The sequence below is a fragment of the Pseudomonas pergaminensis genome, from assembly GCF_024112395.2.
GTDB classification, from domain to species: domain Bacteria; phylum Pseudomonadota; class Gammaproteobacteria; order Pseudomonadales; family Pseudomonadaceae; genus Aquipseudomonas; species Aquipseudomonas pergaminensis.
In genome coordinates, this window is record NZ_CP078013.2 from 1,818,813 (window position 1) to 1,845,799 (window position 26,987).

The 26,987-nt window shown below is 60.6% G+C and carries 24 protein-coding genes and 2 pseudogenes; 10 read left to right on the forward strand and 16 right to left on the reverse strand.

What is annotated here, in order from left to right; all coding sequences use genetic code 11:
* The first annotated feature begins 86 nt into the window (after positions 1-86).
* Positions 87-308, forward strand: coding sequence for a hypothetical protein (locus KUA23_RS08305; RefSeq protein ID WP_078047452.1), 222 nt, complete (start codon positions 87-89; stop codon positions 306-308).
* Positions 309-444: 136 nt separating this feature from the next.
* Here the strand turns inward: KUA23_RS08305 and KUA23_RS08310 are convergent, their stop codons facing one another.
* The 4 genes from KUA23_RS08310 to KUA23_RS08325 all read right to left on the reverse strand — a co-directional run bounded on the left by KUA23_RS08310 (position 445) and on the right by KUA23_RS08325 (position 3,688).
* Positions 445-1,284, reverse strand: coding sequence for a protein kinase family protein (locus KUA23_RS08310; protein WP_252993737.1), 840 nt, complete (start codon positions 1,282-1,284; stop codon positions 445-447).
* Positions 1,285-1,649: 365 nt separating this feature from the next.
* Positions 1,650-1,865, reverse strand: a complete 216-nt coding sequence (locus KUA23_RS08315; protein ID WP_252993738.1) for a hypothetical protein — start codon at positions 1,863-1,865, stop codon at positions 1,650-1,652.
* 69 nt (positions 1,866-1,934) lie between these two features.
* Positions 1,935-2,309 carry a Wzz/FepE/Etk N-terminal domain-containing protein gene (locus KUA23_RS08320; protein WP_252993739.1) on the reverse strand — a complete coding sequence of 125 codons (375 nt, stop codon included), beginning with the start codon at positions 2,307-2,309 and terminating at the stop codon, positions 1,935-1,937.
* 191 nt (positions 2,310-2,500) lie between these two features.
* Positions 2,501-3,688, reverse strand: a complete 1,188-nt coding sequence (locus tag KUA23_RS08325) for an MFS transporter (protein ID WP_252993740.1) — start codon at positions 3,686-3,688, stop codon at positions 2,501-2,503.
* A gap of 156 nt (positions 3,689-3,844) precedes the next feature.
* Between KUA23_RS08325 and KUA23_RS08330 the strand changes: the two genes are divergently transcribed.
* From KUA23_RS08330 to KUA23_RS08345, 4 genes are all read left to right on the forward strand, one after another.
* Complete coding sequence (locus KUA23_RS08330) at positions 3,845-6,667, forward strand: ATP-binding protein (RefSeq protein ID WP_252993741.1); 2,823 nt, start codon at positions 3,845-3,847, stop codon at positions 6,665-6,667.
* Positions 6,664-7,863, forward strand: coding sequence for a response regulator cyclic di-GMP phosphodiesterase PvrR (gene pvrR / locus KUA23_RS08335; protein WP_214496411.1), 1,200 nt, complete (start codon positions 6,664-6,666; stop codon positions 7,861-7,863). Before KUA23_RS08330 ends, pvrR begins: the two co-directional genes overlap by 4 nt.
* A 124-nt stretch (positions 7,864-7,987) precedes the next feature.
* Positions 7,988-10,903, forward strand: coding sequence for an ATP-binding protein (locus tag KUA23_RS08340; protein ID WP_252993742.1), 2,916 nt, complete (start codon positions 7,988-7,990; stop codon positions 10,901-10,903).
* The gene (locus KUA23_RS08345; protein ID WP_078047458.1) at positions 10,903-11,550 is read left to right on the forward strand and encodes a response regulator; all 648 of its coding nucleotides are present in this window, start codon (positions 10,903-10,905) and stop codon (positions 11,548-11,550) included. The genes KUA23_RS08340 and KUA23_RS08345 overlap by 1 nt, the downstream gene beginning before the upstream one ends.
* On the opposite strand, the gene KUA23_RS08350 is transcribed toward KUA23_RS08345, so the two are convergent.
* From KUA23_RS08350 to KUA23_RS08375, 6 genes are read right to left on the reverse strand one after another with little or no spacing between them, the layout of a single operon-like run.
* A complete protein-coding gene (locus tag KUA23_RS08350) occupies positions 11,551-12,039 on the reverse strand; it encodes a fimbrial protein (protein WP_252993744.1) in 489 nt (162 codons plus the stop codon).
* A complete protein-coding gene (locus tag KUA23_RS08355) occupies positions 12,036-12,503 on the reverse strand; it encodes a fimbrial protein (protein WP_078047460.1) in 468 nt (155 codons plus the stop codon). The genes KUA23_RS08350 and KUA23_RS08355 overlap by 4 nt, the downstream gene beginning before the upstream one ends.
* 10 nt (positions 12,504-12,513) lie before the next feature.
* Entirely contained in the window at positions 12,514-13,413 is a 900-nt protein-coding gene (locus tag KUA23_RS08360; protein ID WP_078047461.1) for a fimbrial protein, read from the reverse strand.
* A gap of 2 nt (positions 13,414-13,415) precedes the next feature.
* A complete protein-coding gene (locus tag KUA23_RS08365; protein WP_252993745.1) occupies positions 13,416-15,992 on the reverse strand; it encodes a fimbria/pilus outer membrane usher protein in 2,577 nt (858 codons plus the stop codon).
* A gap of 30 nt (positions 15,993-16,022) precedes the next feature.
* Positions 16,023-16,721, reverse strand: a complete 699-nt coding sequence (locus KUA23_RS08370) for a fimbrial biogenesis chaperone (RefSeq protein ID WP_078047463.1) — start codon at positions 16,719-16,721, stop codon at positions 16,023-16,025.
* A gap of 58 nt (positions 16,722-16,779) precedes the next feature.
* The gene (locus tag KUA23_RS08375) at positions 16,780-17,352 is read right to left on the reverse strand and encodes a fimbrial protein (protein WP_078047464.1); all 573 of its coding nucleotides are present in this window, start codon (positions 17,350-17,352) and stop codon (positions 16,780-16,782) included.
* 435 nt (positions 17,353-17,787) lie between these two features.
* Here KUA23_RS08375 and mqo point away from each other — a divergent pair, with 435 nt between their 5' ends.
* Complete coding sequence (mqo, locus tag KUA23_RS08380; protein ID WP_078047465.1) at positions 17,788-19,434, forward strand: malate dehydrogenase (quinone); 1,647 nt, start codon at positions 17,788-17,790, stop codon at positions 19,432-19,434.
* A 71-nt stretch (positions 19,435-19,505) separates the two neighbouring features.
* On the opposite strand, the gene KUA23_RS08385 is transcribed toward mqo, so the two are convergent.
* A complete protein-coding gene (locus KUA23_RS08385) occupies positions 19,506-20,342 on the reverse strand; it encodes a LysR family transcriptional regulator (protein ID WP_078047466.1) in 837 nt (278 codons plus the stop codon).
* 99 nt (positions 20,343-20,441) lie between these two features.
* Here KUA23_RS08385 and KUA23_RS08390 point away from each other — a divergent pair, with 99 nt between their 5' ends.
* Both KUA23_RS08390 and KUA23_RS08395 read left to right on the forward strand, forming a co-directional pair.
* Positions 20,442-21,341: a DMT family transporter gene (locus tag KUA23_RS08390; RefSeq protein WP_078047467.1), complete on the forward strand. Its 900-nt coding sequence runs from the start codon at positions 20,442-20,444 to the stop codon at positions 21,339-21,341.
* Positions 21,342-21,471: 130 nt separating this feature from the next.
* A complete protein-coding gene (locus KUA23_RS08395; protein ID WP_043274284.1) occupies positions 21,472-21,801 on the forward strand; it encodes a YXWGXW repeat-containing protein in 330 nt (109 codons plus the stop codon).
* Between the two features lie 7 nt (positions 21,802-21,808).
* Here the strand turns inward: KUA23_RS08395 and KUA23_RS08400 are convergent, their stop codons facing one another.
* From KUA23_RS08400 to KUA23_RS08410, 3 genes and pseudogenes are all read right to left on the reverse strand, one after another.
* Positions 21,809-22,153: a hypothetical protein gene (locus tag KUA23_RS08400; RefSeq protein ID WP_078047468.1), complete on the reverse strand. Its 345-nt coding sequence runs from the start codon at positions 22,151-22,153 to the stop codon at positions 21,809-21,811.
* A gap of 99 nt (positions 22,154-22,252) precedes the next feature.
* A pseudogene (locus KUA23_RS08405) lies at positions 22,253-22,480 on the reverse strand (VapC toxin family PIN domain ribonuclease); the annotation flags it as partial.
* Positions 22,476-22,640: pseudogene (locus KUA23_RS08410) on the reverse strand (AbrB/MazE/SpoVT family DNA-binding domain-containing protein); the annotation flags it as partial. The pseudogenes KUA23_RS08410 and KUA23_RS08405, both read right to left, overlap by 5 nt.
* Before the next feature lie 88 nt (positions 22,641-22,728).
* Between KUA23_RS08410 and KUA23_RS08415 the strand changes: the two are divergent.
* Positions 22,729-23,121: a RidA family protein gene (locus tag KUA23_RS08415; protein ID WP_100491265.1), complete on the forward strand. Its 393-nt coding sequence runs from the start codon at positions 22,729-22,731 to the stop codon at positions 23,119-23,121.
* Position 23,122: 1 nt separating this feature from the next.
* Here KUA23_RS08415 and ppnN read toward each other — a convergent pair whose 3' ends face one another.
* Positions 23,123-24,496 carry a nucleotide 5'-monophosphate nucleosidase PpnN gene (gene ppnN, locus KUA23_RS08420; RefSeq protein WP_078047470.1) on the reverse strand — a complete coding sequence of 458 codons (1,374 nt, stop codon included), beginning with the start codon at positions 24,494-24,496 and terminating at the stop codon, positions 23,123-23,125.
* Between the two features lie 150 nt (positions 24,497-24,646).
* Positions 24,647-25,471, reverse strand: a complete 825-nt coding sequence (locus KUA23_RS08425; RefSeq protein ID WP_252993746.1) for an aspartyl/asparaginyl beta-hydroxylase domain-containing protein — start codon at positions 25,469-25,471, stop codon at positions 24,647-24,649.
* A 310-nt stretch (positions 25,472-25,781) separates the two neighbouring features.
* Between KUA23_RS08425 and fabV the strand changes: the two genes are divergently transcribed.
* Entirely contained in the window at positions 25,782-26,975 is a 1,194-nt protein-coding gene (fabV, locus tag KUA23_RS08430) for an enoyl-ACP reductase FabV (RefSeq protein ID WP_100491263.1), read from the forward strand.
* The last annotated feature ends 12 nt before the right edge of the window (positions 26,976-26,987 follow it).

The following is a 26,987-nucleotide window of genomic DNA, read 5'->3' on the forward strand; positions in this document are numbered from 1 at the left end:
AAATTTCATGATTCCCAACGGCCCTGAGGCCTACGATCACTCTTAATAGGGGCCCCTCGCGCCTCCAGCCCACAGGGAATTGAACAATGATCTCGAATCTCGTCAAAGTCGTGATGATCGCCGGCGCGTTGCTGTTGAGTGCGTGTTCGTCGGGGTCGTCGGGTGTGAGCAGCGACCCTTGTTTCACTGGGGGATGCCAGGCGTTCGGCGACCATAGCCCTGGCAAGGCGGCCAAGATGAGTTTTGGTGGCAGTGGGTTGGGCAGCAGTTATGGGGAGTATGGGTCGGGGTTGTTGCATGATGACTGATTAAGCATGGGGCTACTGCGCAGCCCAACGCGGGGCAGCCCGCTCACCACAAAGGGGAGGGGGGTTTAGGCTTTGGCCTGGGCAAGCACAGGTAGATGCCCAAGCTCACGCCATGATGGATCTCGCCAGTGGGGGGTTAGCGGGCAGTGACCGTGCCTCTATGGAAGATCTCGCGTCGAGCGCGGCGGCTGATGTTTTCGTGTTTGCTCAGCGCATAGAGTTCATCAAAACGACTGCGATCAATCCCTTCATAGTTGCCCAATGCGTCCATGACCATCTGATCGTAATCCTGCTCGATCACGAACCGGAAAATCTCCCGCCGATAGAAAAAACCAAACTGAAAGGCCAGCACCTCGCTCAAGTGTTCGGTCGGGCTGAGGAAGCAGTTTTCCAGGTCGATGGCTTTGGTGTGCTCGGGGTGCGCCAGGTTGACCATCACATTGTTGGCCCAGAAATCCATGTGCACGACACCCTTGCCGTGCAGGGCATGCAGTAATTTGAATGACACGGTGATCAGGCTGCGGATGTCGCGCTTTTGCTTGAGCCATTCCAGTCCGTTGAGGTAGCCGTCGAGCAGCTCGGTGAAGATGAAGAATTCCTGGATCAGGCCAAACACCGACTTTCTGTAGCCGAAACCATACAGGCTGGCGACAGGAGCGCCGCGTTTGTGTGCGGTGTAGGTGTTGAGAACTTCTTCGACCGGCCAGTCGAACGTGCCGTCGCGCTTGGAGCGGCCGAACGTGACGCGCAGTTTGGGCCGGAGGCTATCGAGTGGTTGGGATTTGGCGAACAGGTCGTTCTCCATCCCTTTCAGCGGGGCGCTGACGCGGTCTGTCAGTTGGTAGCGCGTGTCGATCAGGTTCTGAATCGCTTGCTGGGTGCTGTCGTCAGCGCCTTGCGTAGTGAAGACCGTAGCGTTGCGATGGGTGAGTGTCGATGGGAAGCTCTTTAGCACGCAGCTGTCGGGAAAGCTCAAAACACATCCTTGTCATTCATAAATATGACAAATATGTTACAGGTTGGCGGCATTGGATCCAACCTGAACCTTTCCTGAACGGAAATTAAATAAGGGCGTCAATCGCCTTTTTTTTCTTGATTCGGCTTGAGCGTCCTGAGCCATTTCGATTGTGGGCGAATGGCGTGTGGGTCATTTTCAGCAAAAAATTACCGTGAAAGATATCAGGCATGGTGCCCTAATGGCTTAGGGCTATTATGTTACTTTCGTAAGTACTCTTGATGAAAACAACCTTTTTCGCGAAATTGTTTATTGTTTTTATTGCTTCCCTGCTGGTCTGCGTTGTTTATTTTCTTATCTATGAGTTTCCGTAGCGTTGTTCATGCTCAGTGTGACTGTTTGTATTGTCGAATGAAGAACCTGTCGAGTACGAAGACACTGCCTAAAACCAGTCCTAAAAAGGCACCCATAAAGGCAAACTTTTTGGTGCTTTTATTCGTGGAGGTATTTCCATCATCAAGCGTGTTGAATGCTTTTAGCGTATTGCCTGCGGCCAATGCTGGCAGGTTAAGCGCTATCGCTTCGGTGTTGGCAATATCCATGGCGGATTTCAGCTGGGCAGACGCCGCCGCTGCCGTCGTTGCGGTGGTTGATGCAACATACAGGACTGGCTAATTCCCACCCGATTTAGGTGGAGCGTCTTTCAAGGTAACGGATTTGGCTGCCATCACACCCATGGCAGAGTAGAAAATATCATTCTGTATGGTGCTGTACAGCTTGGTTTCCAATGACAGTGGACTGGCTTTGGCTGGCGCATCCTTTTCATTGATTTCTTTATATAAGCTGTAGAGCGACGGTTTGGTGATGTAAGTGCTGGCAGTCCACTGTTCAGGCGAAGTTGCAGAAAGGGCCAGAGAAGCAACAGTGCCCACTGCGGTGGTTACAATAACTGTAATCTTGCTATGCCACAGAGCTTGAACAAGTGGTATCAGATCGATTTCATCATCATCATTGGAACGGACGTTTGAATTCGTTGGACTGCTCACAAAAAATTCCTTTATTTGCATTCTCAAATTGTAGAGAAAAAACACAATGCGCCCATGTAAAAGTACGCTTTGTATTAGATGCAAATAGTTTTTGCCTGGTGGGTTCGGCGGGCCTCTCTTATAGAGTTGCGCCGACCCACTCCACCTGCCGTAGGATCATTCCTGCGATGCATTCATTCAGATACCGCCGCTCAATGCCCGCCGTGCATTCTCCGTGCGATGAGATAAATGCCGAGCCCCACCAACGCCGTCACCGCACCGATGTATCCGGTACTCGTCCATCCCAACCCAGCCGTGATCGCCATCCCGCCAAACCACGGGCCCAGCGCGTTCGCCAAGTTGAACGCGGCATGGTTGGAAGCCGCCGCCAGGCTAGGGGCTTCGTGGGCGATATCCATCAAGCGGATCTGCAACGGCGCTGCCAACGACACCATGGTGCCGACCAGCCCGATGCCAAGTAGCACGCTCCACAGCGACCCTGCGGCAAACGGGAAGAACACCAGCACCGCCATCGACCACACCAGGATCAAGCCGACTGCGCGGAATTGCATACGGTCAAACAGCTTGCCCCCGGCGATATTGCCGATAATCCCACCGACGCCAAACGCGGCCAGGCCAAACGGAATCCACTGGGGCGACACTTTGGTCACTTCGAGCATGGTCGGCGCCAGGTAGCTGAATACGCAGAACATGCCCGCAAAGCCGATGGCACCAATGGCCAGGGCCATCCACACCTGCGGCTTGGTAAAAGCCTGCAGTTCCTTGCGCGGGTCGCTGCGCTGTTCGTCTTGGCGGTGGGGCACGAACTGCCAGACCAAGGCGATGGTGCACAGGGCAATCAAGCTCACCAACGCGAACGCCGAGCGCCAGCCCAGGTGCTGGCCCAGGAAAGTGGCGATAGGGTTGCCGAGTAGCATGGCTAACGTCAGTCCCATCATCACCCGTGCTACGGCGCCGGCGCGTTTATCGTTGGGCACCATGCTGGAGGCGACCACCGCAGCAATACCGAAGTAGGCACCGTGGGGCAGGCCGCTGATAAAGCGGAACGCCACCAGCGAGCCGAAGGTCGGCGTGAACGCAGTGGCCAGGTTACCCAGGGCATACAGCCCCATCAGTAACAACAGCATGTGTTTGCGCAGCAGCTTGGCGCCGAGGATCGCCAGCAGTGGCGCGCCGACCATCACGCCCAGGGCGTAGGCGCTGATAGCGTGGCCGACCTGGGGTTCGCTTAAGCCGAGGTTTTGGGCAATGTCGGGCATCAAGCCCATGATGGCGAATTCGCCAGTGCCGATAGCGAAAGCACCCACGGCCATGGCCGCTTCCATTTTGGCGGCACTGCGCGCGGGCAGCACGTGCCCGGGAGTTTGGTGGATAGACATGGATCGCTCTGTTGAGATGGATAACACGAAGGAGAGCCGCCGATGCTACGCACGCAGCGGCGAACCTGTCTAGAACAGCGATTTACGGCAGAGTTCAACGGCGCTTTGAGATCCGTCTTATTCTCCGGCTCGCATGCGCGCCGTACGCTTGCGATGATGAAACTCAAACATTTCCTGCAACCTCTCGACTCGTCCTTCTCCACGCCCAAAGCGGCCCGCAAGCTGTTGCGCCTGTTCGCCCTGGCGTTGGTGCTGGGTGTGTACGCGGGCGCCTACAGCTATTTGCGCGCCGCGCTCAGCGAGGAGATTTCGTTGCGGCGCAGCTATATGAATGAGGCGGTTTCCGATGCCCAGAGTTTCTTTGTCAGCCGCCAGACGCTGCTGAAAAGCCTGGGCCTGTCGACGGTGCGGCATGTGACGGCGCCCGTGGGCAACCTCAATAACGTGCCCGCCGAAGAGGTGCATATTACGCTGGGCGAGGCGGGCAATATCTGGAGCCTGTGGCTGACCCGGCGCATGCTCGACTATCTGGAGGCCAACCAGGTCAATCTGATTTATGTGGCCCAGCGTGCCGAGCCTGGGGTGGAACGCTTGTATGCCGTCGGCCCTGCACCGCAGGCTGTGCCACAGACGGTGTTGCAGCGGCTGATGGCGGTGGATACCGGCAACGAGTCGCTCAGCGATGAGCTGTGGCTCACCGAGCAAAGCCGGCAGGATTCGCCGCTGTATATCTTTACGCGTCTGGACGAGCGCAGCCCTGCCTCGGGTTGGCTCGGCCTGGAAGTGGACGCCCCCGACCTGATCAACGCCCTGCAGCATGAAAAAGCCGGGGACTTCATGTTGCTCGACGGCACGGGCCAACTGATTTTCAGCAGTACGCCCCAGCGACCATCGGCGGCGACGGCGCTGCACCAGTATCACGCCACGGCCTGTTTCGGCTGGGAGGGCAGTCGCTGGTTGCCGGACCGCCTGGCCATCCGCAAACACTTGGGTTTTTCCCAATGGCAGATCGTCTACAGCCTCGAGCTGGGTTCGTTGTTGCCCAGCCTGGCCGTGCCGATGCTGGTGTGCCTGCTGCTGTGCGTGCTGGTGAGCGTGTTGATGGTGCGCCTGGTACGACGTATCGATCAGCGATTGATCATCCCGGCGGCCAATCGCATTGAAGCCCTGGTGGAAAGCGAGGCATTCAGCAGCGCAGTGATTCGTATCGCGCCTGTTGCCCTGTGCGTACTGCGCCGCAGTGACGGCGAGGTGGTGCTGGAAAACCCCCTGTCGCGCCAATGGCTGGGCAATGCTCGGGAACGCGAGCAACTGTGTCACGACTGGATTCGCCGGGCCTTTCACGCCGCCGAACAAAGCAACACCGAAGAACTGCAAATGGCCGACGGCCGCCACTTGTTCCTGAGTTTCGCACCCACCCGCTACCAGCGTGAAGAAGTGTTGATTTGCGCGTTCAGCGATATCAGCGAGCGCAAGCAGGTGGAGCTGGCCTTGCAGCAGGCACGCACCCTGGCGGATGCGGCCAATGAGGCCAAGACCTTGTTCCTGGCCACCATGAGCCATGAAATCCGCACGCCCTTGTACGGTGTATTGGGCACCCTGGAATTGCTCGCCCGCACCGACCTAAACAGCCAGCAGCGTGGCTACCTGAATGCCATCGAGGGCTCGTCGGCGAATCTGCTGCAATTGATCTGCGATGTGTTGGATGTGTCGAAAATCGAGGCGGGGCAACTGTCCCTCGAACTCAGCGTGTTTTCCCCGCTGGAGTTGGTGCAAGAGGTGATTCAAGGGTATGCGGGAGCGGCCCAGAGCAAGGGCTTGCAGTTGTTTGCCTGCCTCGACCCGCAACTGCCGGACCATGTGCGAGGCGACGTCACGCGTATCCGCCAGATTCTCAATAACCTGCTCAACAACGCGCTGAAGTTCACCGAGAGCGGGCGCATCGTATTGCGCTTGCGCCTGGAAAGCCGCGAAGGCGAGCGCGCCCTGTTGCAGTGGCAAGTGGTCGACACCGGCAAGGGGATTGCCGCGCACGACCAGCAGTACCTGTTCGAGCCTTTTTTCCAGGCCAGTGGCAATGCCAATGTGGTCGCGGGCACCGGCCTTGGGCTGTCGATCTGCAAGCGCCTGGTGCACTTGATGAACGGCACGCTGCGCGTGGTCAGCGAGCCAGGGCTGGGCAGCAGTTTTACCTTCACCCTGCCGTTGGAACAGGTTGACGAGTACGCCGATGAGCCGTGGGCGTTGCCGTTGCTGGGCGAGCGGGTCTACGTGGTGTCGCCGGTGCGCGAGTTGGCCGAGAGCATGGGCGGCTGGTTGCGACGCTGGGGCGCACGGGCGCAATTGGGTGTACCACACTCGGCCGAGGCCGATCCCGGCGCGGTGCTGGTTGAGCTCTATCCCGGCCCGGTCGATTCGGGCCAACGGCTGCATTGGGGTGGCCCGCGGGTGATAGTGGGCACCGATGAGCATGGCGTCTACCCAGGGCTCGTGGCCTGCTGGCAGATCGGCTTGAACAACCTGCAGGCCCTCAATCGCGCGGTCAGCCGGGCGCAGGGCATCGAGGAAAACCGTTCGCCCATCCCCTGCGAGGCACCGGCCGAGATCAACCTCAACCTGCGCCTGCTGGTGGCCGAAGACAACCTGATCAACCAGTTGATCCTGCGTGATCAACTCGAAGAACTCGGCTGCACGGTGGTGCTCGCCGGCGACGGCATTGAAGCCCTCTCGCTGTGGGGCGAAACCGCGTTCGACATGATCCTCACCGACGTCAACATGCCGCGCATGAATGGCTACGAACTCACCGAGCAACTGCGCCGCCTGGGATGCTCGCTGCCGATCATCGGCGCTACCGCCAATGCCATGCTCGATGAAGCCGAGCGCTGTCTCAATGCGGGCATGGACCACTGCCTGGTCAAGCCCTTCACCCTGCGCGCGCTCTACCAGTGCCTGCAGCCTTACCAGAGGAGCGTGGTTTGAGTGCCTATCGCGTGCTCATCGTGGAGGACCATCCCTTTCAACATGAGTACCTGATCAACGTGTTCCAGGCCATCGGCGGCTTTGACGTCGACGTGGTGTGGGACGGCGCGAGCGCGTTGCAGCGCCTGGCCCGCCAGCGCTACGACCTGCTGCTCAGCGACTTGATGATGCCGGGGATGGACGGCGTGCAATTGATCCAGCAACTGGCGCACCTTAAAGCCCCACCGGCCCTGGCGCTGATGAGCGTGGCCTCGCGACGCATGCTCGTTGGTGCCGGCCAGGTCGCGGGGAACCTGGGCCTGACCGTCGCCGGGTTGATCTCCAAACCGGTGCGCGAGCCCCAGGTGCGCACCCTGCGCGATTGCCTCGACAAACTCGCCGAACAGGCGCGCGCGCCGTGCTGTCATCGCGGCGTCAACCTGCCACGGGAGAACCTGGTGCGCGCCTTGGCCAACGGAGAGATCCAGGCCTGGTTCCAGCCAAAAAAGTCGTTGCAGGACGGGCGCATCGTCGGCGCCGAAGCCCTGGCGCGTTGGGTCCACCCGGTGGAGGGGCTGTTGATGCCGGGTGAGTTCCTGGGCGAAATCGAACGCCTGGGCCTGGAAACCCAACTGCTGACCTGCATCCTCGCCCAGACCCTGACGGCCCAGGCCCAGTGGGCGCAACTCGGCTACCGGCTGCCGGTATCGATCAACCTGCCTACCCATCTGCTCGACCAGTGCGACCTGGTCGACCGTCTGCTGGCCCAGGTTCAGCACCGGGATGCCGAGCCCCGGCAAATCACCTTCGAATTGATGGAAAGCTCCACCACACAGTTGTCCAGTAACTACTACGCTGGAGCATGCCGCTTGCGCATGATGGGTTTCGGCTTGGCGCAGGACGATTTTGGCAAGGGTTTCAGTTCCTACTTCAACCTGGTCTCCACGCCGTTCAATGAAGTGAAGATCGACCGCTCGCTGGTGCATGGCTGTGCAGAAAATGAAAGCCTGGCCTCCGCCTTGCAAAGCATCGTCGAACTGGGCCGCAAGCTGGGGCTGACCACCATTGCCGAAGGCGCCGAAACCCAGGCGGAACTGGCGGTATTGCGGCGAATTCGCTGCGACCAGGTGCAAGGCTTCCTGATTTCTCAAGGGGTTGCCGCGGATAAATTCAGTGCGTTGCTGATAGAAGATGGCCCTGCGCCAGCACTTATCTGAGCGGCCAGGGTCACACACTCAAGAAGCCCGAAGGAAGGGTCGCCCGGTCAGCCGGGCGTTATTGGCCAATGCCGGGATCATGCATAGGCTCCACGTCCTGATTCAGGCTTCTGCGGTACTGACGATGAAACATGCAAGCCTGCGCCTGGATAAGCTGGCACAGAGTTCCCAGCGCTTGAACACCGCCCTGTTGCTGCTCACCGGGCTCGTCCTGTTGCTGTCCAGCAGTTGCTACTGGGCGGTCTCGCGGTTGCTCGATGCCGAGCAGGAAAAGGTCGAGTTTCACTTCGCCCGCGTGGTGGAGATCATTCACGAGCACGAGGCGTTCCTGCGCAACGTCGCGGTTGGCTACAGCCGCAGCAATGCGCCGCCGCTGCCGTCGGTGCAATCCACCCAGGTGGTGGAGCTGCAGCGCGACGCCGGGCACGTGGTGGTGCAAGCCAAGGGCTTTGCCTTGTCGTTGCCATTTACCTTGTCCCACGCGGTGGGGTTCTCGGCGGATGACACGCGCCGCGCGCTGGCGTTTGGCGTGCAATTGACCGACTACTACGGCGGCTACTGGGCCAGTTCCTTTTATGCCTCGCCGCAGGTGTTCGTGTTTACGCCCAATGACGTCGCCAGCCTGGCCGTACCGGGCATTGGCGGCCTGCGCCAGCATCAGCCGTTGTTGCGCGAACACTACCGCGAGGTGGTGAGCCGCCTGCACCAGTTACAACAAAGCCAAAGCCTGTTGCTCACCGACAGCCGCGTACGCTGGATGCGTGCGCCCTTGCAGCTGTATCCACGCAGCCGCAGCGTGGTCGCGATGATCGGCCTCGATGCGCCCGCCGCCGTGCTCCCGGCCAATCAACCCCAGGGCCTGCTGACTTTGGCGGCCGTGGTGGATACCTCCCAGGTCGATGAGTTCGAGCGGGTGCTCCAGCGCTCGGTCTACAACCAGTTCACCCTGATCTCACCCCAAGGCGATGTCTTGCTCGGCAGCCTGGGTGATGAACACATGGCGCCCCTGGGCCTGAGCTTCAACAGCCAGGGGTTGCGCTTCAAGATGCTCAGCGAGGGCGGCGAGCACTGGACTGGCCTGTACGCCATCAGCTATCAGGATTTCCTGCGCTACGCCAAGTGGCCGCTGTTGGGCCTGGGCCTGACGTTTCTGGCGGCCGTGCTGCTGGGCTGGTGGATCAACCATTGGTACAAGACCCGCATTGTCAGCCCGGCCCAACGTGCCCAGGAGCGTCTGTTCGATAGCGAGGCGTTCAACCGCATCATGCTGCACAACGCCCCGGCGGGCCTGTGTGTGGTGCGGCGCAGCGACTGCCAGTTGTTGCTGGAAAACCAGCGTGCCTTGCTCCTGGGGGGCACCGCACCGCTGGTGGCCGTGCTCAAGGCCAACGACGGCCCGGAAACCCCCGGCGAGATGTGCCTGGCCGTGCAGGGCCGCTACCTGCAAATTGTGGTGGTGGCCGCGCGCTACGAAGGCGAAGACGTGTTTCTGTGCGGCTGCAACGACATCACCCGCCATGTGGACGAAACCTTGCAGTTGAACCAGGCCCGCCAGGAAGCCACGGCCGCCAATGAAGCCAAGACCGTGTTCCTGGCCACCATGAGCCATGAGATCCGCACGCCCCTGTACGGCGTGCTGGGCAACCTGGAACTGATGGCCCTGACCGCCATGAGCGAGCGCCAGCGCCAGTACCTGGAAATTATCCAAGGCTCGTCCACCGTGCTGTTTCAACTGATCAGCAACATACTCGACGTGTCGAAGATCGAGTCCGGGCAAATGGCCGTGGAAGCGGCGCCGTTCAATCCGCGGCAACTGGTGGAGGAGGCCGTGCTGGGCTTTACCGCCACGGCACGCAACAAGGGTTTGCAGATCGATGCGGAAATCGACCCGCAAGTGCCCCACCAACTGCTGGGCGATGCGGGGCGTATCCGCCAGATCCTGCATAACCTGCTGGGCAATGCGATCAAGTTCACCGAGTCGGGGCGCGTGCGTTTGCGGCTGACCGTGCAGGCACTGCTCGCCAATGAAGTCGCCCTGCAATGGCAAGTCACCGATACCGGCGTGGGCATTCCGGAAAAGGCCCTGGATCAATTGTTCAAGCCGTTCTACCAAGTGGCGGGCGGCCAGGATGGCAACGGGGCAGGGCTGGGACTGTCGATCTGCTCGCGCTTGAGTGAGTTGATGGGCGGCAGCATGCGCGTGGTCAGTGAGCCAGGGTTGGGCAGCAGCTTTTCGCTGTTCATCACCTTGCCAATCGTTGACGGTGCCCCCTTGGTGGCCAGCCCCGAACTGGTGCCGCCGTGCCTGGATGCGCCTTGCCTGAACGTGCGGGTGCTGGTGGCCGAAGACAACCCGGTCAGCCAGGCCGTGCTGCAAGAGCAGCTTGAAGCCCTCGGCGCCCAGGCCACCGTAGCGCGGGACGGCGAGCACGCCTTGCAAATCTGGGGCTCGCAGCCGTTCGACCTGGTGATCACCGATATCAACATGCCGCGCCTCAACGGCTATGACCTGGCCCGCGCACTGCGTGAGCAGGGGGTGCAGGTGCCGATTATTGGCGTGACCGCCAACGCCCTGCGCGAGGAAGGCGAGCGTTGCCTGGCGGTCGGCATGAACGCCTGGGTGGTCAAGCCGCTGAGCATGAGCACGCTGCGTCAGGCCTTGATGGCGCACTGTCGCCGCGCCAGCGCCCTGGCGGTGCCTCCGGCGGAGCGTGACCGCGACGGCTGGATCGAGTTGTCCCCGTCCATGCGCCAATTGATGGGCGATACCTTGCTGGAGGATGTGCAGCACATCGAACAGGGCCTGGCCGCCGGCGATGCCGACCGGGTGCGCCAGCGCCTGCATAGCCTCAACGGTGCGCTGGCCAGTGTACGTGCCGGGTTGCTCTCCAATGCGTGTCAGACCTGGGAAAACACGCTGTACGAAGGCCCCCTGGATCACTACGCGACCACGCAGATCAGGGCGTTGTGTGCGCGGCTGACGGCGGTGGCGCACTGCTTGCTGGCAGAGTCGAAAGCTCACTACAAGGAAGATAAATAATGCGAGAAATGAATGTCGTCATTGCCGACGACCACCCGATCGTACTGGTGGGCGTGCGCGAGATTGTGCAACGTGATTCACGTTATCGCCTGGTGGGCGAGGCCGTCAGTTCCAGCCAGTTGATCGAACTGTTACGCGCGCACCGGCCGCAAGTGCTGATCACTGATTTCAACATGCCGGGCGACGACACCTACGGCGATGGCTTGAAACTGATCGAGTACATCCTGCGGCACTTCGCCGACACCCAGGTGCTGGTGCTGACCATGATCTCCAACAGCCTGATCCTCACCCGTCTACAGGAACTGGGGGTGGCAGGCGTGATCCAGAAAAACCACCTGCACGGCGAAATCGAAAAAGCCCTGGGCGCCATCAGTGCCCAGCGCAATTACCAGGCGCCTGCGCCTGCGGCAACGTCGGTGTTGGGCAGCGCGTACCAGGTGCAGGAGCGTTTCCAGAGCCTGTCGCCGCGGGAAATGGAAGTGTTGCGTTTATTCGTGACGGGCATGAGCGTCAGTGACATCGCGCGGCAGTTGAGCCGTAGCAACAAGACCGTCAGCGCGCAGAAAATCTCGGCCATGCGCAAGCTGGAAGTCGACAGCGACCAGGCATTGCTGACCTATTGCATCGAGGCCCGGCAGTTCCAGTAGTCAGCGGTAGGTGACCTGCATCAACAACAGCGCGCTGTAGCTGCCCGCGTCGGGCAGTTCACCCAGGGACACGGGCTTGACCCGCAGGGTCAGTTCCAAGGGTTCGTCGATTATCGGCCAGGTGCCGGTTTTACCCAGGCTGAAATCAGCCTTCGCGCCTTTATTCAGCAAACCAAGCTGCAACCCCAGCGCCGGGCGGCTGGTGAGCAGGGTGTGGCTGTCGACGCTTCCCAGCCCGGCAGAGAGCGTAAGGCTGACGTGGCTGTTGGCTTGGCAATCGAACACCAGCGGCACGTCGGTGGCGCCGGCGCTGTCGTCGGCTAACTGGTTGAGGTTGACCTTGCCCAGCTCCACCTGTTGCGTGCTTGGAAAGCGCGCCGTACAGGGTGGGGTGATCAGCTTGCCGGTGACGTCGATCTGCGCTTGCTCCGCCGGTTGCGCGAGGGCGGTGCCGGCCACGATCAGCAGAATCCAGGTGAGCGCCTTCATAGGTAATTGAGGGTCATGACCATGGACGACGTAAATGCGCCAGGCGCCAGCGTGCCACGCTCGACCAGCTTTGCCTTGAGGCTGATGTCCACGGTGCCGCTGAGGTTGCTGTACGTCTTGGTGGTGCCGGTGAGGTTCGCTGCAGTGTCGTCCGCCCAGAGTAACGACACACCGAGATTGTCGGCGGTGGTCTTGGCCACGGTGGCGGTGTAGGTGCCGTTGTTGGCGGTGAAGCTGACGTTCAGCGATGAGCCCGCCGGGCACGTCATGCGTACCGGCAACGCTACGGTTTCGGTGGTTGCCACCTGGTCGGTGCGCACATTGCCGAACGCAGCCGTGAGGGTGGTGCCGGTGTTCAGCGCACAGGGTGGGCGGGTGAGGGTGCCGCTGACGGTGATATTCACCGTGTCGGCGGCCTGGGCGGTGGCGCTGAACAACGCCAGGGCGAACAGCGAAGTTTTCATGACGAGGGCCTCAGCGGTAATCGATGGTCAGGGTGTATTGGCTTTGGAATGCACCGGTGGGCGACTGGCCGGCGACCAGTTGCGGTTTGAAACTGAGATTGACGTTGTTGCTGCCAGTCTTCAGTTGCAGGTTGCGCACGCCGCTGAAGTCCACCGGGTTGTAGGAGTCGGTCCAGATCGCCTGCATGTTCAAGCCGGCCAGCGTGGTGCGTGATACCCCGGTTGTGGCGTTGACCACGGCCTGGCTCGGCCTCAGGGTGGCCGTGGCTTGCACGGCGGTCGCACACTTGACCGACACCGTGGTGGATTGCACCTGGCTGCTGAGGTCGGCGTTGCTGATGTTGCCGAAGCGCAGGTTGACGGCACTGGGCGAGCTCAGCGTGCATGCCGGTGTGTAGACGGTGTACACAAAAGGCATATCCAGGAACCATTCGGCCCATGCCAGGTAGTTAAGTGAGGTCACGCCAATACGTACTTGCACGTTGCGCGTGCCGGTGGTTCTGGGCGCGGTGCCCACCAGGTTGTAGCGATAGCGCACCACTGTGTTGAGGGGCAATCGCTGGCACGTACCACCCAGGCAGATTCCACTGAATTTACCAATATCAAGTTGCGGCAGAACGGTCCAGCTGGAGGGGTCTACAAACTGCAGTGCGGCATGGTTGTAGCCCGTCCCGTAGGTAATGCTGGTGTTCACGCCTGCCGCGTAGGGAAAGGCACGGCGAATCGTGCACGTGGCGCTGTACTCGACATTGATCGCTTCACCCGGCTGGAAACGGTAGCCATAGGTCGGGTAGCCCGGCGTTCCGCATTCGACGTTGCCGCCGATCAGTGCCTGCGCCTGAAATGACAGGCAGCAAAGCACGCCGGCCCACAGCGCCAGTGTCACGCGGTTGCGTATATTCACGATCATGGTCACGAATCCTTGGCGCCCGACCCACCGGCCGCGCGCTCACATTGAAGGTTGATCTGCGTAATCCCGCCCTCGGCGGGCCCGTCGTCGTTCAGTTTCAAGTCGCGGCTGCACCACGGTTGCCCGTCCACGCTGATCATCAGTCGCGCCTCTGGCGGCACGCCGGTCAGGAACAGGCGACCTTTGTCCGCCACCAGGGTGTTGCCCAGCGAACGCCCGTCTATCGCAAAGAGCTCGGCGCGGGCGGCAAAGGGCGCGGCTTCGCCCTGGGTGTCGCTGATGCGGAACAGAATGCGTTTGCCGCGCCGAGTGTCGAAGTCCGCCAGCACAAAGGCGCCGCGATTGGGCGTGACTTCCTGCACCGGCTCGGCGATGTCGATGTCAGCGGACATCGACTGGGTGTCCAGGGACACGCGGTTCTTACGATAGGGCAGGGCGGACGGCACCACCGTGTAGCCATTGGCGTTGGTGCGCACCCCACGCTTGTTGGTGATCGCCACATCGGCGGCTCCTGGCGTGGCCACGATCACGTTGGTTTCGCCCAGCGGCTGGCTGAACATCAGGTTGCTGCCGTACGCCACCACTGAGCCTTCTACGCCCAGGTCCAATTGGCGGTTGCCGGTGGACTCGTTGTAAGCGCCGCGCACAATCGCACTCGGCGCGTCGTACTGGGCGGCGAACGTGCCGCCCGTCTGGCGTTGGGCGCCGTTGACTTGCTGCGCCACGCCCGCGCTGTAAGCCAGGGTGTCATCGTCAAAAGCGTTACCACTGAGGGTCGCGGTGCGTGACGCCGCGCCGCGCGCGCTCTGGTTCATGCTCGCGGTGACACGTTGGTTGCGCGGGCTGCCCAGGGGCATGCTGACACTCAGGGACAGGCTGCGATCGTTGCTGTCAGCACCTTTGTTCAGGCCCAACCCGAGGGAGTAGGAAACACTCCCGGCGCTCACGCTATAACCCAATTGGATCGAGGTGTCGGCATGGCCCCTGTCCCAATACGCGGTTTTCGACACGTTGGCGTACACCCCGCCGTAGCCGCCCAGTTGCTGGGACACGTTGGCGGTGAAGTTGCTTTTCATATGGCCGCGGCGGTAGGTGTCCAGGGTTTGCCCGGCATTGCGGCTGTTGAGCGCTTCGTTGAACGAGTAGTAGCTGCCAGTGGAATAGCGGTAGCCGATCAGGCTGAAATTGGTGTCGGTGGCCGCCAGGGATTTTGAATAGCGAAAGCGGAACGACTGGCCGCTGGCGCTGGTTTTTTCATGGCCCATGGCGTCGCTGCGGGCGTGGGTCACATCCACTGAAATCGCGCCGAAGCCGGCGAAGTCGTGGGCGAAACCCAGCAGGCCGGCGTTGTATTGGTCGCTGAGCAGGCTGGCGCCGAATAGCGTGGTACTGCCACTCAAACCTCGGCGCAGGGAGGCCTGGAGGAAGGCCGGGGTTTCTTGTGCAAAGGCCGACTGCGCCGGGCGGTACTGGCCGGCGAACAACGAATAGCTTTGCTGCCCCTCGCGCAGCATGTAGGGCACCGACGAGAACGACTGGGTGTAGACCTGGCGCTGGCCGTCCGGGCCTTCCACGGTGACCTCGATGTCACCATTGCTGGCGGTGGGATACAGATCCGTCAAGGCAAACGGCCCCGATGGCACCCATTGCTCATGGATCACGTAGCCACGCTGGCGGATGATCACCCGCGAGCGGCCATTGGCGATGCCGCGCACCACCGGTGCGAATTCACGGGACTGGTCGGGCAGCATGTCCAGGTCCGAAGCGATGCCCACGCCGCGATAGGGAATCGCGTCGAACAGGTCGCCCTCAGTGGTAGCGTCGCCCAGGGTAGCAATCGCCATCATGTTGCCCATGTCCCGTTGGGCATAGGTTTCCATCGACTCCCAGCGCCCGGTGTCGCCCGTGCCTTTCTGCCAGGTCGAGAAATTGCGCAGGCGCCAGGCCCCGGCATTGATGCCACTGCGAAGGCTACCGAACTGGTTCTGGCGACGGCCGCTGTCGGACTCTGTTGTGCTGCCGCTGAAGCTGTAGTTGGTGAACGCCACGTTCTCACCGGTGCTCCACTGCCGACGGCGCACCTCAAACGCAATACTGCCCAGGTACGCCTGGGGAATGTCGATCGACAGCAACTGGCGGTTGAAGTCGTAGTCGTAGACCACTCCGGCCAGGCCTTGGTCGAAGGCCACGCAGGTCGGGTCCGCATCGCTTCGGTTTTGCAGGGCCGTTTCGGCCACGCCCTGGGCGCGCAAAAAATCCGCATCCAGGCACGGGAACAGCCCCGTGGCCGAGCGATCCGCCGTGCCGGTGGCGCGCACGAAGCGCACGTCGCGCTGGTCGACAGCGTGTTGGTTGACTAGCACATCGACCCGGTAGATTCCCGGCAACTGGCCTTCGCTCATGGCGCTGACCTGTTGTTTCACCGCCGCCGAACTCTGCCCACCGCCGATCTCGAGGAACGAGGCATCGAACTCGTAGCCGGCTTGTGCGGGGGCCAGGTGCAAGGCAACGGCAGCCACGAGCGGACAGCCGAAAGCCTTCACGGCGCGACGGCGCGTGAATGGGAATGAACGGTGCATGGGCGTTCCTGATGGGGGCGTGCGCGTGTATCAATGAATGCGGATAAGGGGGGCGGTCACGATGCTGCCGTAGTCGTCGATGTAGCTGAGCGACACGTCATCGCCCGCCTTGGCCTGGATCGGTAGTTCGCGCTGTTCCCCAGGGCGTAGCACATCCGGCGCCTGGGTGATCGGCAGGCCGTTGAGTGTGAGTTCGCTGACCACGACGTGCAGCTTGGAGGCGTTATTAAATTGCAATGCCCCCGCGGTTGACGTCCAGCCCACCTGTGCCACTGCGTCCTTGAGCGAGCCTTTGACGCCTGCGGGACGGTAGAACAGCTTGATGGTGGTCTTGAGAGCAATCTGCAGCACGTTCTTGCCTTTCTGGTCGTCGCTCATGGCCGGAATCGCCTTGACGTTCATCAGGAACAGGCTTTCGCGGTCCTGGGGTACATCGGCGCCCCCGGTAAAGATGACGCGCAGGATGTTTTCCTTGTTCGCATCGAGTCGGAACAGCGGCGGGGTGACGATAAAGCTGTCGACACTTTCGTCATTGCCCGTGCCAAAGCGGCTGACCCAGGATTGCACCAGGTAGGGCGAGGTGTCTTCGCGATTGCTGACGGTGAGGTTGGCTTCACTGGAAGCCCCGTCGTAGATCAGCCGCGTGGCGCCGACCGTGACGGCGGCATTGGCTGCCGCGCTGTGCCAGAGCGGCAACAGGGCGAGCAAAAAACACAGGTTCAAACGCATGATGAGAGACCTTTGAAAGTCCGTGGGCCGGCGAGCGGCCCACGGTATTGACGAGCAATTACTTGTAGGTAACGTCGAAGCTGGCCAGCGCGTGCACCTGACCGGTGCCGATACCGGACGTGGTCACGGCATCGTCGCCTTCGCCGGTAGTCGTGTCGGCGACGGTACGCACGTAGGCGGCGGTGAAGTCGAAGGTGTTGGACTGCGTACGCAGGTCGTAATCGGCGGTCGCCGTGTTCAGTGGCAGCTTTTTGCCGGTACGCGAGTCGGCGATCTGAATCGCGATGCCGCGCACTTGATTTTCCCCGGTCAGACCGAGCAGGGTCGAATCGGTGGCGTCCTGCTGACCACTGAAGGTAATGGCGGCGTTCTTGCGGGTCGCGGTGCTGCAGTTGTCCAGGCTGATGGAGAACGCTTTGGGCTTGGCGGTGGAACCCACGGTGGGTGCGAAGTCGGCAATACGTACCGCGTCCAGGGTCACGGATTTATTCACGTCGCCGGTGGTGATGGTGCACGCGTTGTCGGTGACCGAACCGGTGAATTCGATCTGCCCGTCCGCAGCCTGTGCAGTGCCAGCCAGCAGCCAGCAAGCGCCGCAGGCAAGGGTGAGTTGGCTCAGTTTGTTCAGCATTGCAATGCCTCTTTTAAAGGATGGAAGGTTGTCTGCTACCCGTTGGGTGAGCCAATCCATAGTGCAATGCTGCGATTTATAGGCCCATGAGACAGATCTTAAAACTGGCGAACTGATGGCCTTGCGACTGGCAAGTCCATATCCGACGCCGGGCGTGATATTCTGCGCGCCATCTTGGTCTAGTCTCTCTCTGGTACGTACATCCGTATACGTCCCGGCAGTTGGCTGTCGCCCAGGTAGCTGAAGCCAATAATGATAAGAAGTCAGCGCAGAAGGGACATAAAAGTGAGGTCGATACGTCGGCCTTGTGTGCCCACCCTGCGGTCCTTGAGTGAATGTGCGAACCCCGCGGTGCGTTGCCTGGCGCAGCGTGATTGAGGGTTGCCCATGATCAGGGGCGGTAGGGCGGATGGCGTTTTATCATAGGTGCTACTGATGTTTAAAAAAGTAAACACTGCCCTGCTGGGGCTGGCTTTGTCGCTGGGGATCACGTCCGTTCAAGCGGAAGAGGCAAAGAAAGTCGATGTGCTGCTGATCGGCGGCGGCATCATGAGTGCGACCCTGGGTGTATGGCTCAATGAGCTGGAGCCGGGCTGGTCGATGGAAATGGTCGAGCGCCTCGATGGCGTGGCCGAAGAAAGCTCCAACGGCTGGAACAACGCCGGTACCGGTCACTCGGCCCTGGCTGAGCTGAACTACACCCCGGAAGACAAGAACGGCAACGTTGAGATCCCGAAAGCGGTCGAGATCAACGAAGCGTTCCAGATCTCCCGTCAGTTCTGGTCCTGGCAGGTCCAGCAGGGCGTGCTGAAGAACCCGCGTTCGTTCATCAACTCCACGCCGCACATGAGCTTCGTGTGGGGCGATGACAACATCAAGTTCCTGAAAAAACGCTACGAAGCGCTGCAAGCGAGCCCGCTGTTCGCCGGCATGCAGTACTCCGAAGACCCGGCGCAGATCGCCAAGTGGGTTCCGCTGATGATGGAAGGGCGTGACCCGAACCAGAAAATCGCGGCCACCTGGACCCCGATCGGCACCGACGTGAACTTCGGCGAGATCACCCGCCAGTTCGTCGCTCACCTGCAAACCACGCCTAAGTTCGACCTGAAACTGTCGAGCGAAGTGCAGGACATCACCAAGAACGCCGACGGTTCGTGGCGCGTGAGCTACAAAAACCTGAAAGACGGCACCAAGACTGAAACCGACGCCAAGTTCGTGTTCATCGGTGCCGGCGGCGGTGCACTGCACCTGCTGCAAAAGTCGGGCATTCCTGAAGCCAAGGAATACGCTGGCTTCCCGGTTGGCGGCTCGTTCCTGGTGACCGATAACCCAACCATCGCCGAGCAGCACTTGGCCAAGGCCTACGGTAAAGCTTCGGTTGGCGCGCCACCGATGTCGGTTCCGCACCTGGACACCCGTGTGCTGGATGGCAAGCGCGTAATCCTGTTTGGCCCATTCGCCACCTTCTCGACCAAGTTCCTGAAAGAAGGCTCGTACCTGGACCTGCTGACCAGCACCACCACCCACAACATCTGGCCAATGACCAAAGTCGGTATTCGTGAATACCCACTGGTCGAGTACCTCGCCGGCCAACTGATGCTGTCGGATGACGACCGCTTCAAGGCGCTGCAAGAGTACTTCCCGAACGCCAAGCAATCCGACTGGCGCCTGTGGCAAGCCGGTCAGCGCGTGCAGATCATCAAGCGTGACGAAGAGCAGGGCGGCGTCCTGAAACTCGGTACCGAAGTGGTCAGCTCCGCCGACAACACGATTGCAGGCCTGTTGGGTGCATCGCCAGGCGCGTCCACTGCGGCTCCGATTATGCTGACCGTGCTGCAGAAAGTGTTCAAGGACAAGGTGGCGACCCCTGAGTGGCAGTCCAAGCTGCACCAGATCGTACCGAGCTACGGCACCAAGCTGAACGACAGCCCTGAAGCTGTTGCCAAGGAATGGGCCTACACCGCCGGTATCCTGCAACTGACGCCACCACCTGCGATCCCGCAAGTGACTGCGCCAAAGGCTACCGAGGCGGCCAAGCCTGCGGCTGAGCCGAGCAAGCCGGCCTCTGACCTGGCGCTGTAAGCCAAGTACCCAGCCGATGTGAAAAGCCCGCTGAACCGGTGACGGTCAGCGGGCTTTTTTGTGGCTGGTCTTCAAACCCTGAAGTGCCTGATTTGCTCATTCAGGTGCAAGGCTAGCGCGTTGCCGGAATCGCACAACAAGTACAGGTGTTGTGCAGGCAGCGGTGGCAGTTCTGTCATGTGCACAAGCCCTTCGCCCATGCGGCTCTCTTCCATCAGGCCCACCGCAACGCCACTGCGAACACAGGCTTCAACCGCGGATGAGTTGGGGCTTTCCAGCAGCAAGCGGTGGTAAAGCCCGTAATCCTGTAATGCTCGCAACGCGGCTGCGCGATACGGGCAACCCGCGATAGGTACGGTGATGGGCAGCGGCGCATGGGGTGGGCAATTGAAGCGCTCGCTCGCGACCCACAGCGGCTGCACGGGCCCCAAGCGTTCGCCCTGTGCCAGCGGCTGGGCGCTGACGGTGATCGCCAGGTCCAGTTGGTCGGCCATGAACAGGTTCAGCAATTCGCCACTGGTGCGCGCTTCGATTTCCAATTCCAGCAGCGGATTGTCAGCGATCAGTCGAGGCAGAAACTCCTGTATGAACGCCGGCGCATAGGTGTCCGGAACGCCCAGGCGGATCTTGCCCTCCATACGCTGTGGCATCAGCGAGATCAGCAGGCGGTCATGGCTCTTGAGAAACTCGGTGGTTTCACCCAGCAGTTTCTTGCCGTAAAGCGTCAACTCCACGCCTTGGTTGCTGCGGCTGAACAGGCGCTGGCCGACCTGATCTTCCAGCTTCTGTATCTGTGTCGTCACGGTGGAGGCGCTGCGATGCACATGCTCGGCCGCTTCGTTGAAGCGCCCGAAACGCGCCACCGCGTGGAAGGTGCGCAGCAGGTCGATATTCAGTTGTTTGGCCATGATTCCACTATTTCGAATTGATGGTGCGGCTTATTCAAATATACAGAAGCATGCGCGGCCCTTAGCCTTTCGGTCAACGTGAACTGACGGGCAGGCTTTATGACGCGATCAACCTTAAAGCGGCTGCTGTTGCAGGTGGCATTTGTACTCTCATGGAGCTCTGGCTACATCGGCGCCAAACTGGGTACGCAAGGCGGCGGCGCCTTTAATCTGCTGTTCTGGCGCTTCCTGCTGGTCTCGGTGTGCCTGGGGCTGTTCCTGAATGTCAGGTTGCTGAAGGTTACTTGGGCGCAGGTTCGCCATTACGCCGTCATCGGATTTCTCTCGCAGTTCCTGTACCTGAGCTGCCTCTATGTGGCGATCCAGAATGGTTTGTCTCCCGGCATAGCTGCGATCATCGCGGCGCTGCAGCCCTTGATGACGGCAGCGCTATCGACCGGCAGCGCGACTGAACGCAGTGGTGGCTGGCAGTGGAGCGGGCTGATGATCAGCTTCGTGGGCGTTTCCATCGTGATCGCCGGGCAGTACGGCAGTGGCGGGAAGGGTGTCGGCCTGGTTATGTACCTGTTGCCACTGGCCGCAGCGCTGGGGCTGACGCTGGCGACCCTCTATGAGCGCCGCACTAAGCAGCGCCAGGACGCAGGCTTGGTGCTGCCGTTGTTCATCCAATCGCTGCTGACCTTGATCGGCTTTACCGGCGCGGTGCTCTACACCGACACGCTGAGTATTCCCCACGACCCTGACGTATTGATCTCAATTGTCTGGCTCACCTTGTTCTCGACCTTCGTCGCCTATTTGAGCCTGTGGATGTTGCTGCGCGTGATGACCGCGACCCAGGTGGCGGCGCTGGTCTACCTCGAACCACCGGTCACCCTGGTATGGGCGGCGTTGATGTTTGGCGATGTGATCCAGGCCTCGACCTACGCCGGCATCGCCGTGGTCGTCGGCGGGCTGCTGTTGATACGCCTGAAGCGACCGACCGTCGCGTGCGCCTCTTGAGGGCTTTGGGTTCAGCAAGCCGACAGACATCACCTGTTAAAAATACCCAAGGCCAAGCAGGAGCGAGGCTGTAACAAGGGGGCATTTTTTAGCCGTGCAGGTTGTGGGCGTCAGCGCCCGAGGGTTTTTTATGTTGCTACGTTATGCGGCATTGGCGGCCATGGTGGTCGCGGCATCCGGGTGTGTGCAAGAACGCGTTGTGCATGAGCGCAGGCCGGTGCAACGTGAGTATGTCGAAGTCGTCGCCCCGCAGCCGCCGCCGGTGCAGGTGATCGAAGTCGAGCCGCCGGTGCGCTATGGCTATATTTGGTCACGCGGTTACTGGCGTTGGGAAGGTGGGCGCTATGTCGCGGTGCACGGCCACTGGGAGCCGGTGCGGGAGGGGTACCGCTACGTGCATCCGCATTGGGTGCAGCGTAATGATGGGTACCACTGGCAGGGTGGTGGCTGGGTTCGCTGAGCCCCGGCTAAATCGGCTTCTGGGTGCCCAGGAGCCGAACTTCCCGCAGCAGCGCGGCACCGAGTTGATCGGAGCCCAGCTCCCTGTAACCCACCGCCTTGACCTCGCCATTCTCCTCCGCCTGGATGAGGATCACCGGGGTTTCCTTGCCGGTGGCTTCGTCGATGTGCATGGCGTACTGGGGAATATCCAGCTTGATCGGCGTACCCGCCGCCTGGCCTTTCACATTGATCAGGAAAGCGGCGCAACCGGTCTCAAGATCCGCACTGGTGGCGGAACGGCCGCTGACGAAGCAGGTTTTTGGCAGGTCGGGCCAGGTGATGGCGTCAGCCAGTGCGGTGGTGGAGGCCATGGCAAGGGCTGCGAGTAGAAACGTGCGCACGTCAGTCTTCTCTCGATCAAGGTAAAAGCGGTTTGTACCAAAGCCCGCCCGCAGTCGCAACGCTGCGGTTCAGGCCAGGCGCTTCATGCCCGTTGTCTTGATCGCGTTGAGGTCGAAGGTCGCTGTGTACGTGCAACCGGCGGCATGGGCGCAGCGTTCGACCAGGCAGTCTGCAAAGTCGGCCTTGTTCGCCATAAACTTGCGCAGTGCCTGCCAGATGATCTCACCATGCTCCACGGTCAATTCGCGGGTCCGTAACAGGGTTTCCAGTACCGTCACCACATCGGTCTTACTCGACCCGGTCGCCTGCTTCCAGGCCAAGGGCGGTCCTGACTTGGACAGGAATGGTGATTTGACCTTTCGAGGTCAGTGTGGCGGTCGCCATAGTGAAGATCTGCATCGTTATATTCCTTACCCTGGGGTAAGGAGTGACCGAGGACAATATCCGTTGGTCCATAGGTCGCTCATCTGGCGTGGGTCAGGCGGAACAGGTAAAACACTAGCCCGAACTGTCCCCGCCCACAGGGTTTAAAGAGATACGAACCATGACCGACCGCCACCTCATCATTCCCCCTTCCATGCACCCCATCGTCGAGCGCGCCGGCTACGTGCCCGGGGTAAAGGTCGGCAAGACGTTGTACTGCGCAGGCCAGGTCGGGCGGACGGCTGCATTGGCGGTGATCGAGGACCCCGAGGCGCAATTCGTCGCGGCCTGGGAAAATCTGCGGGAGGTTCTGGAGGAGGGCGACTGCACCTTCGACGACGTGGTGGACATGACCACCTATCACGTCGACATGAGCCAGCACATGGCGGTATTTCGCGAGGTGAAAAACCGCTTGTTCCCACGCGGGCATTGCGCCTGGACCACGATCGGGGTGTCCGAACTGGCGCACCCCGGTCTACTGGTGGAAATCAAATGCGTGGCGGTACAGCGCTAAGTCATTGCACCACGCGGTAGCACGGCACATACGCCGCGCCGCCTGGCAATTTCATGCGGTGCTGGGCGACGAAGGCCTGTAGCAGTTCGTCCAGCGGTTTCATGATGGCCGGGTCGCCGTGGATTTCATACGGGCCGTTCTGCTCGATCAGGCGGATGCCTTTGTCCTTGACGTTACCCGCCACGATCCCCGAGAACGCACGGCGCAGGTTGGCCGCGAGTTCGTGAGGCGCCAGCGCGTGGTTCAACTGCAGGCTGGCCATGTTCTCGTGGGTCGGGTCGAACGGGCGCTGGAAGCCCTCGTCGATCTTCAACAGCCAGTTGAAGTGGAACGCGTCGTTGCGTTCGCGGCGGAACTGCTTCACCGCCTTGAGGCCAGCAGTCATCTGGCGGGCTACTTCGGCCGGGTCATCAATGATGATCTGGTAGTGCGCCTGGGCCGCTTCGCCCAATGTGGCGCCGACGAAGGCGTGCAGTTGTTGCAGGTACGGCGCGGCATGTTTCGGCCCGGTGAGAATGACCGGGAACGGCAAGTCGCGGTTGTCCGGGTGCATCAAGATACCCAGCAGGTACAGGAACTCCTCTGCCGTACCGGCACCGCCTGGGAAGATGATGATGCCATGGCCGACGCGGACGAAGGCTTCCAGGCGTTTTTCGATGTCCGGCAAGATCACCAGCTCGTTGACGATCGGGTTCGGCGCTTCGGCCGCAATGATGCCCGGCTCGGTCAGGCCCAGGTAACGCCCGCCGGTGATCCGTTGTTTGGCGTGGGAAATGGTCGCGCCTTTCATCGGACCTTTCATCACGCCAGGGCCGCAGCCGGTGCATACGTCGAGGCTGCGCAGGCCCAGTTCATGGCCGACTTTCTTGGTGTATTTGTATTCTTCGGTGTTGATCGAGTGCCCGCCCCAGCACACCACGATCTTCGGCTCGACACCGGGGCGCAGCGTCCGGGCGTTGCGTAGCAGGTGGAACACGTAGTCGGTGATGCCCTGGGAATTGCTCAGGTCGATGCGCTGGCTGTCCAACTCGTTTTCGGTGTAGACGATGTCACGCAAGGCGCTGAACAGCATTTCGCGGGTGCTGGCGATCATTTCGCCATCGACGAAGGCATCGGCCGGGGCGTTCAGCAATTCCAGGCGCACACCGCGGTCCTGCTGGTGGATGCGCACTTCAAAGTCTTTGTAGGCGTCGAGGATGGTCTTGGCGTTGTCGATGTGCGCGCCGGTGTTGAGGATCGCCAGGGCGCATTGGCGGAACAGGGTGTAGATGCTGCCGGAACCGGCTTCGCTCAGTTGCTGGACTTCACGTTGTGACAGGGTTTCGAGGCTGCCCTTGGGGCTGACGGAGGCATTGATGACTTGACGTTGGGGCATTCTGATTCCTTGAAAGCGCAGCCACCGCACCCCTAAGGGGCCGCGATGGCTTGAGAATGATGGGCGCCGATTTCGGTCGCACGAGACAGTTATTTACCTCAGGCGCAAGGCCGAGCGCAAACACCGTCCAGTACCATCATGCCGCAGAACTTACTGAATCAGCTTCCAGTTTTTGTAGAAAACCCGACGCAGGGTAAAGGCCATGCCGGCAAACCCAGCGATCACGGCGTTGAGAACCAGGGGCACCGGGGTCGGCCGCACGATATCGATGAACAGGCAGTAACGCTTGGCATCGTTTTTGTTGAAAGACGCATGCATCAAGGTGTCATCGAAAATAAACAACGGGTCGTCGTGCCAGTAATGCTTGTGCTTACCCACCTGGATGTAGACGCCCTCGTGATGGGGCGCCGGAGCCATGTTGTAGAGCACGCGGAACATCATGCGCAGCGGGCCGAAGTGGAAGGACGTCGAGCGGTTTTCATTGAACACCGACACGCCAATGGTCTTCACGAACGGCAGTTTTTCGCGCAGTTGCGGAATATCCAGGGTGGTTTCGATGGCTTGGCCGTACCACTGGAAAAACAGCATGCCGCGCTTCTTCTCGGCCATGCGTTCGTCCAGGTAACCGATGATTTCGTCCTTGTGGGCCATGGCGTTATCGATCACCTGTTGCAGGTCCTCGCGCCAGGCCGGTGGCAGGTCGGCCATCGTGTAGACGTGACGGTTACGCGAGCTCATCAGGTCGAACAGGGTGTTGAACGGCGCCAGCAGCCAGGTGTTGCGACCGCTGCCGATGAAGTATTTCTTGAGGGTGGGCGCGTCATACAGGCCATTACGCAGGAAGTCGTAGACGCCGCACACCACGACCAGGCCGAGAAACACCAGCGTGGTTTCGGGGAACACATCAATGATCAGCAGCACGCCGAGTACCCAGGCGATCGATACCGCTTTTTTACGCAAAGCAGGCTTATTCATGTAACTCAGCTCCAGCAGGACGCCATTCGACAAGTCCGGATCCCTGGCTGCGAGTGGTGGGGTTTTTGAAACATGTTGAAACAACTGCGTCATGATAAGGCGTTCGAGGCTGGATAGGCGTTTTAAATATTGCGAAATTGTGAAGGCTTTACACAGTTTTTAACCCTTGTAGCACTGAGTGGATTGGATTTTGTAAACGGAAGATTTGCGACTATCGTGACGCTTCGGTTTTTTGGACGTCATAGACCGGTACGATTGAAGTTGAATGGCCACCACTGGCCTTCGGCACCTTGGAAGAGGCAGAAATTTTATGATCATCAAACCGCGGGTTCGTGGCTTCATCTGTGTGACCGCTCACCCTGTTGGCTGTGAAGCGAACGTCAAAGAGCAGATCGACTACGTCACTCAGCACGGCGTTATCGAAGGCGGCCCGAAAAAGGTCCTGGTCCTCGGTGCATCCACCGGTTACGGCCTGGCCGCGCGCATCAGTGCTGCCTTTGGCTGCGGCGCCGACACCCTGGGCGTGTTTTTTGAGAAAGAAGGCGAAGAAGGCAAGCTGAGCTCCGCCGGCTGGTACAACAGCGCCGCGTTCGAGAAGTTTGCCGTCGAGAAAGGCCTATACGCCAAGAGCATCAACGGCGACGCGTTCTCCGACGAGATCAAGCGCCTGACCATCGAAACCATCAAGAAAGACCTGGGCAAGATCGACCTGGTTGTCTACAGCCTGGCCGCGCCACGCCGTACCGACCCGCAAGGCGTGGTGCACAACTCCACCCTCAAGCCGATCGGCAAGGCCGTGACCCTGCGCGGCATCAACACCGACAAAGGCGTTGTGGTCGACACCACCCTTGAGCCCGCCACCCAGGAAGAAATCGACGGCACCGTGAAAGTCATGGGCGGCGAAGACTGGCAGCTGTGGATCGACGCCCTGCGTGACGCCGACGTCCTGGCCGAAGGCGCCAAGACCACCGCGTTCACCTACCTCGGTGAAAAGCTGACCCAGGACATCTACTGGAACGGCTCCATCGGCGAAGCCAAGAAAGACCTCGACAAGAAAGTCCTGACCCTGCGCGACAACCTCGCGGCACTCAAGGGCGACGCCCGTGTGTCGGTACTCAAGGCCGTGGTCACCCAGGCCAGCTCGGCGATCCCGATCATGCCGCTGTACCTGTCGCTGCTGTTCAAGGTGATGAAAGAGCAGGGCACCCACGAAGGTTGCATCGAGCAAGTCTACGGCCTGTTCAAGGACAGCCTGTACGGCAAAGAGCCTAAGCTCGACGCCGACGGCCGCCTGCGTGCCGACCTGGCCGAGCTGGAACCCAAAGTCCAGGACGCCGTGGCAGCACTGTGGAACCAGGTCACCGACGACAACGTCAACGAGATCAGCGATTTTGCCGGCTACAAGGCGGAATTCCTGCGTTTGTTCGGTTTTGAAGTCGCTGGCGTCGATTACGAAGCGGATGTAAACCCGACCGTCAAGATCAATGGCCTGATCCAGGCCTGAACACGGCCGAAC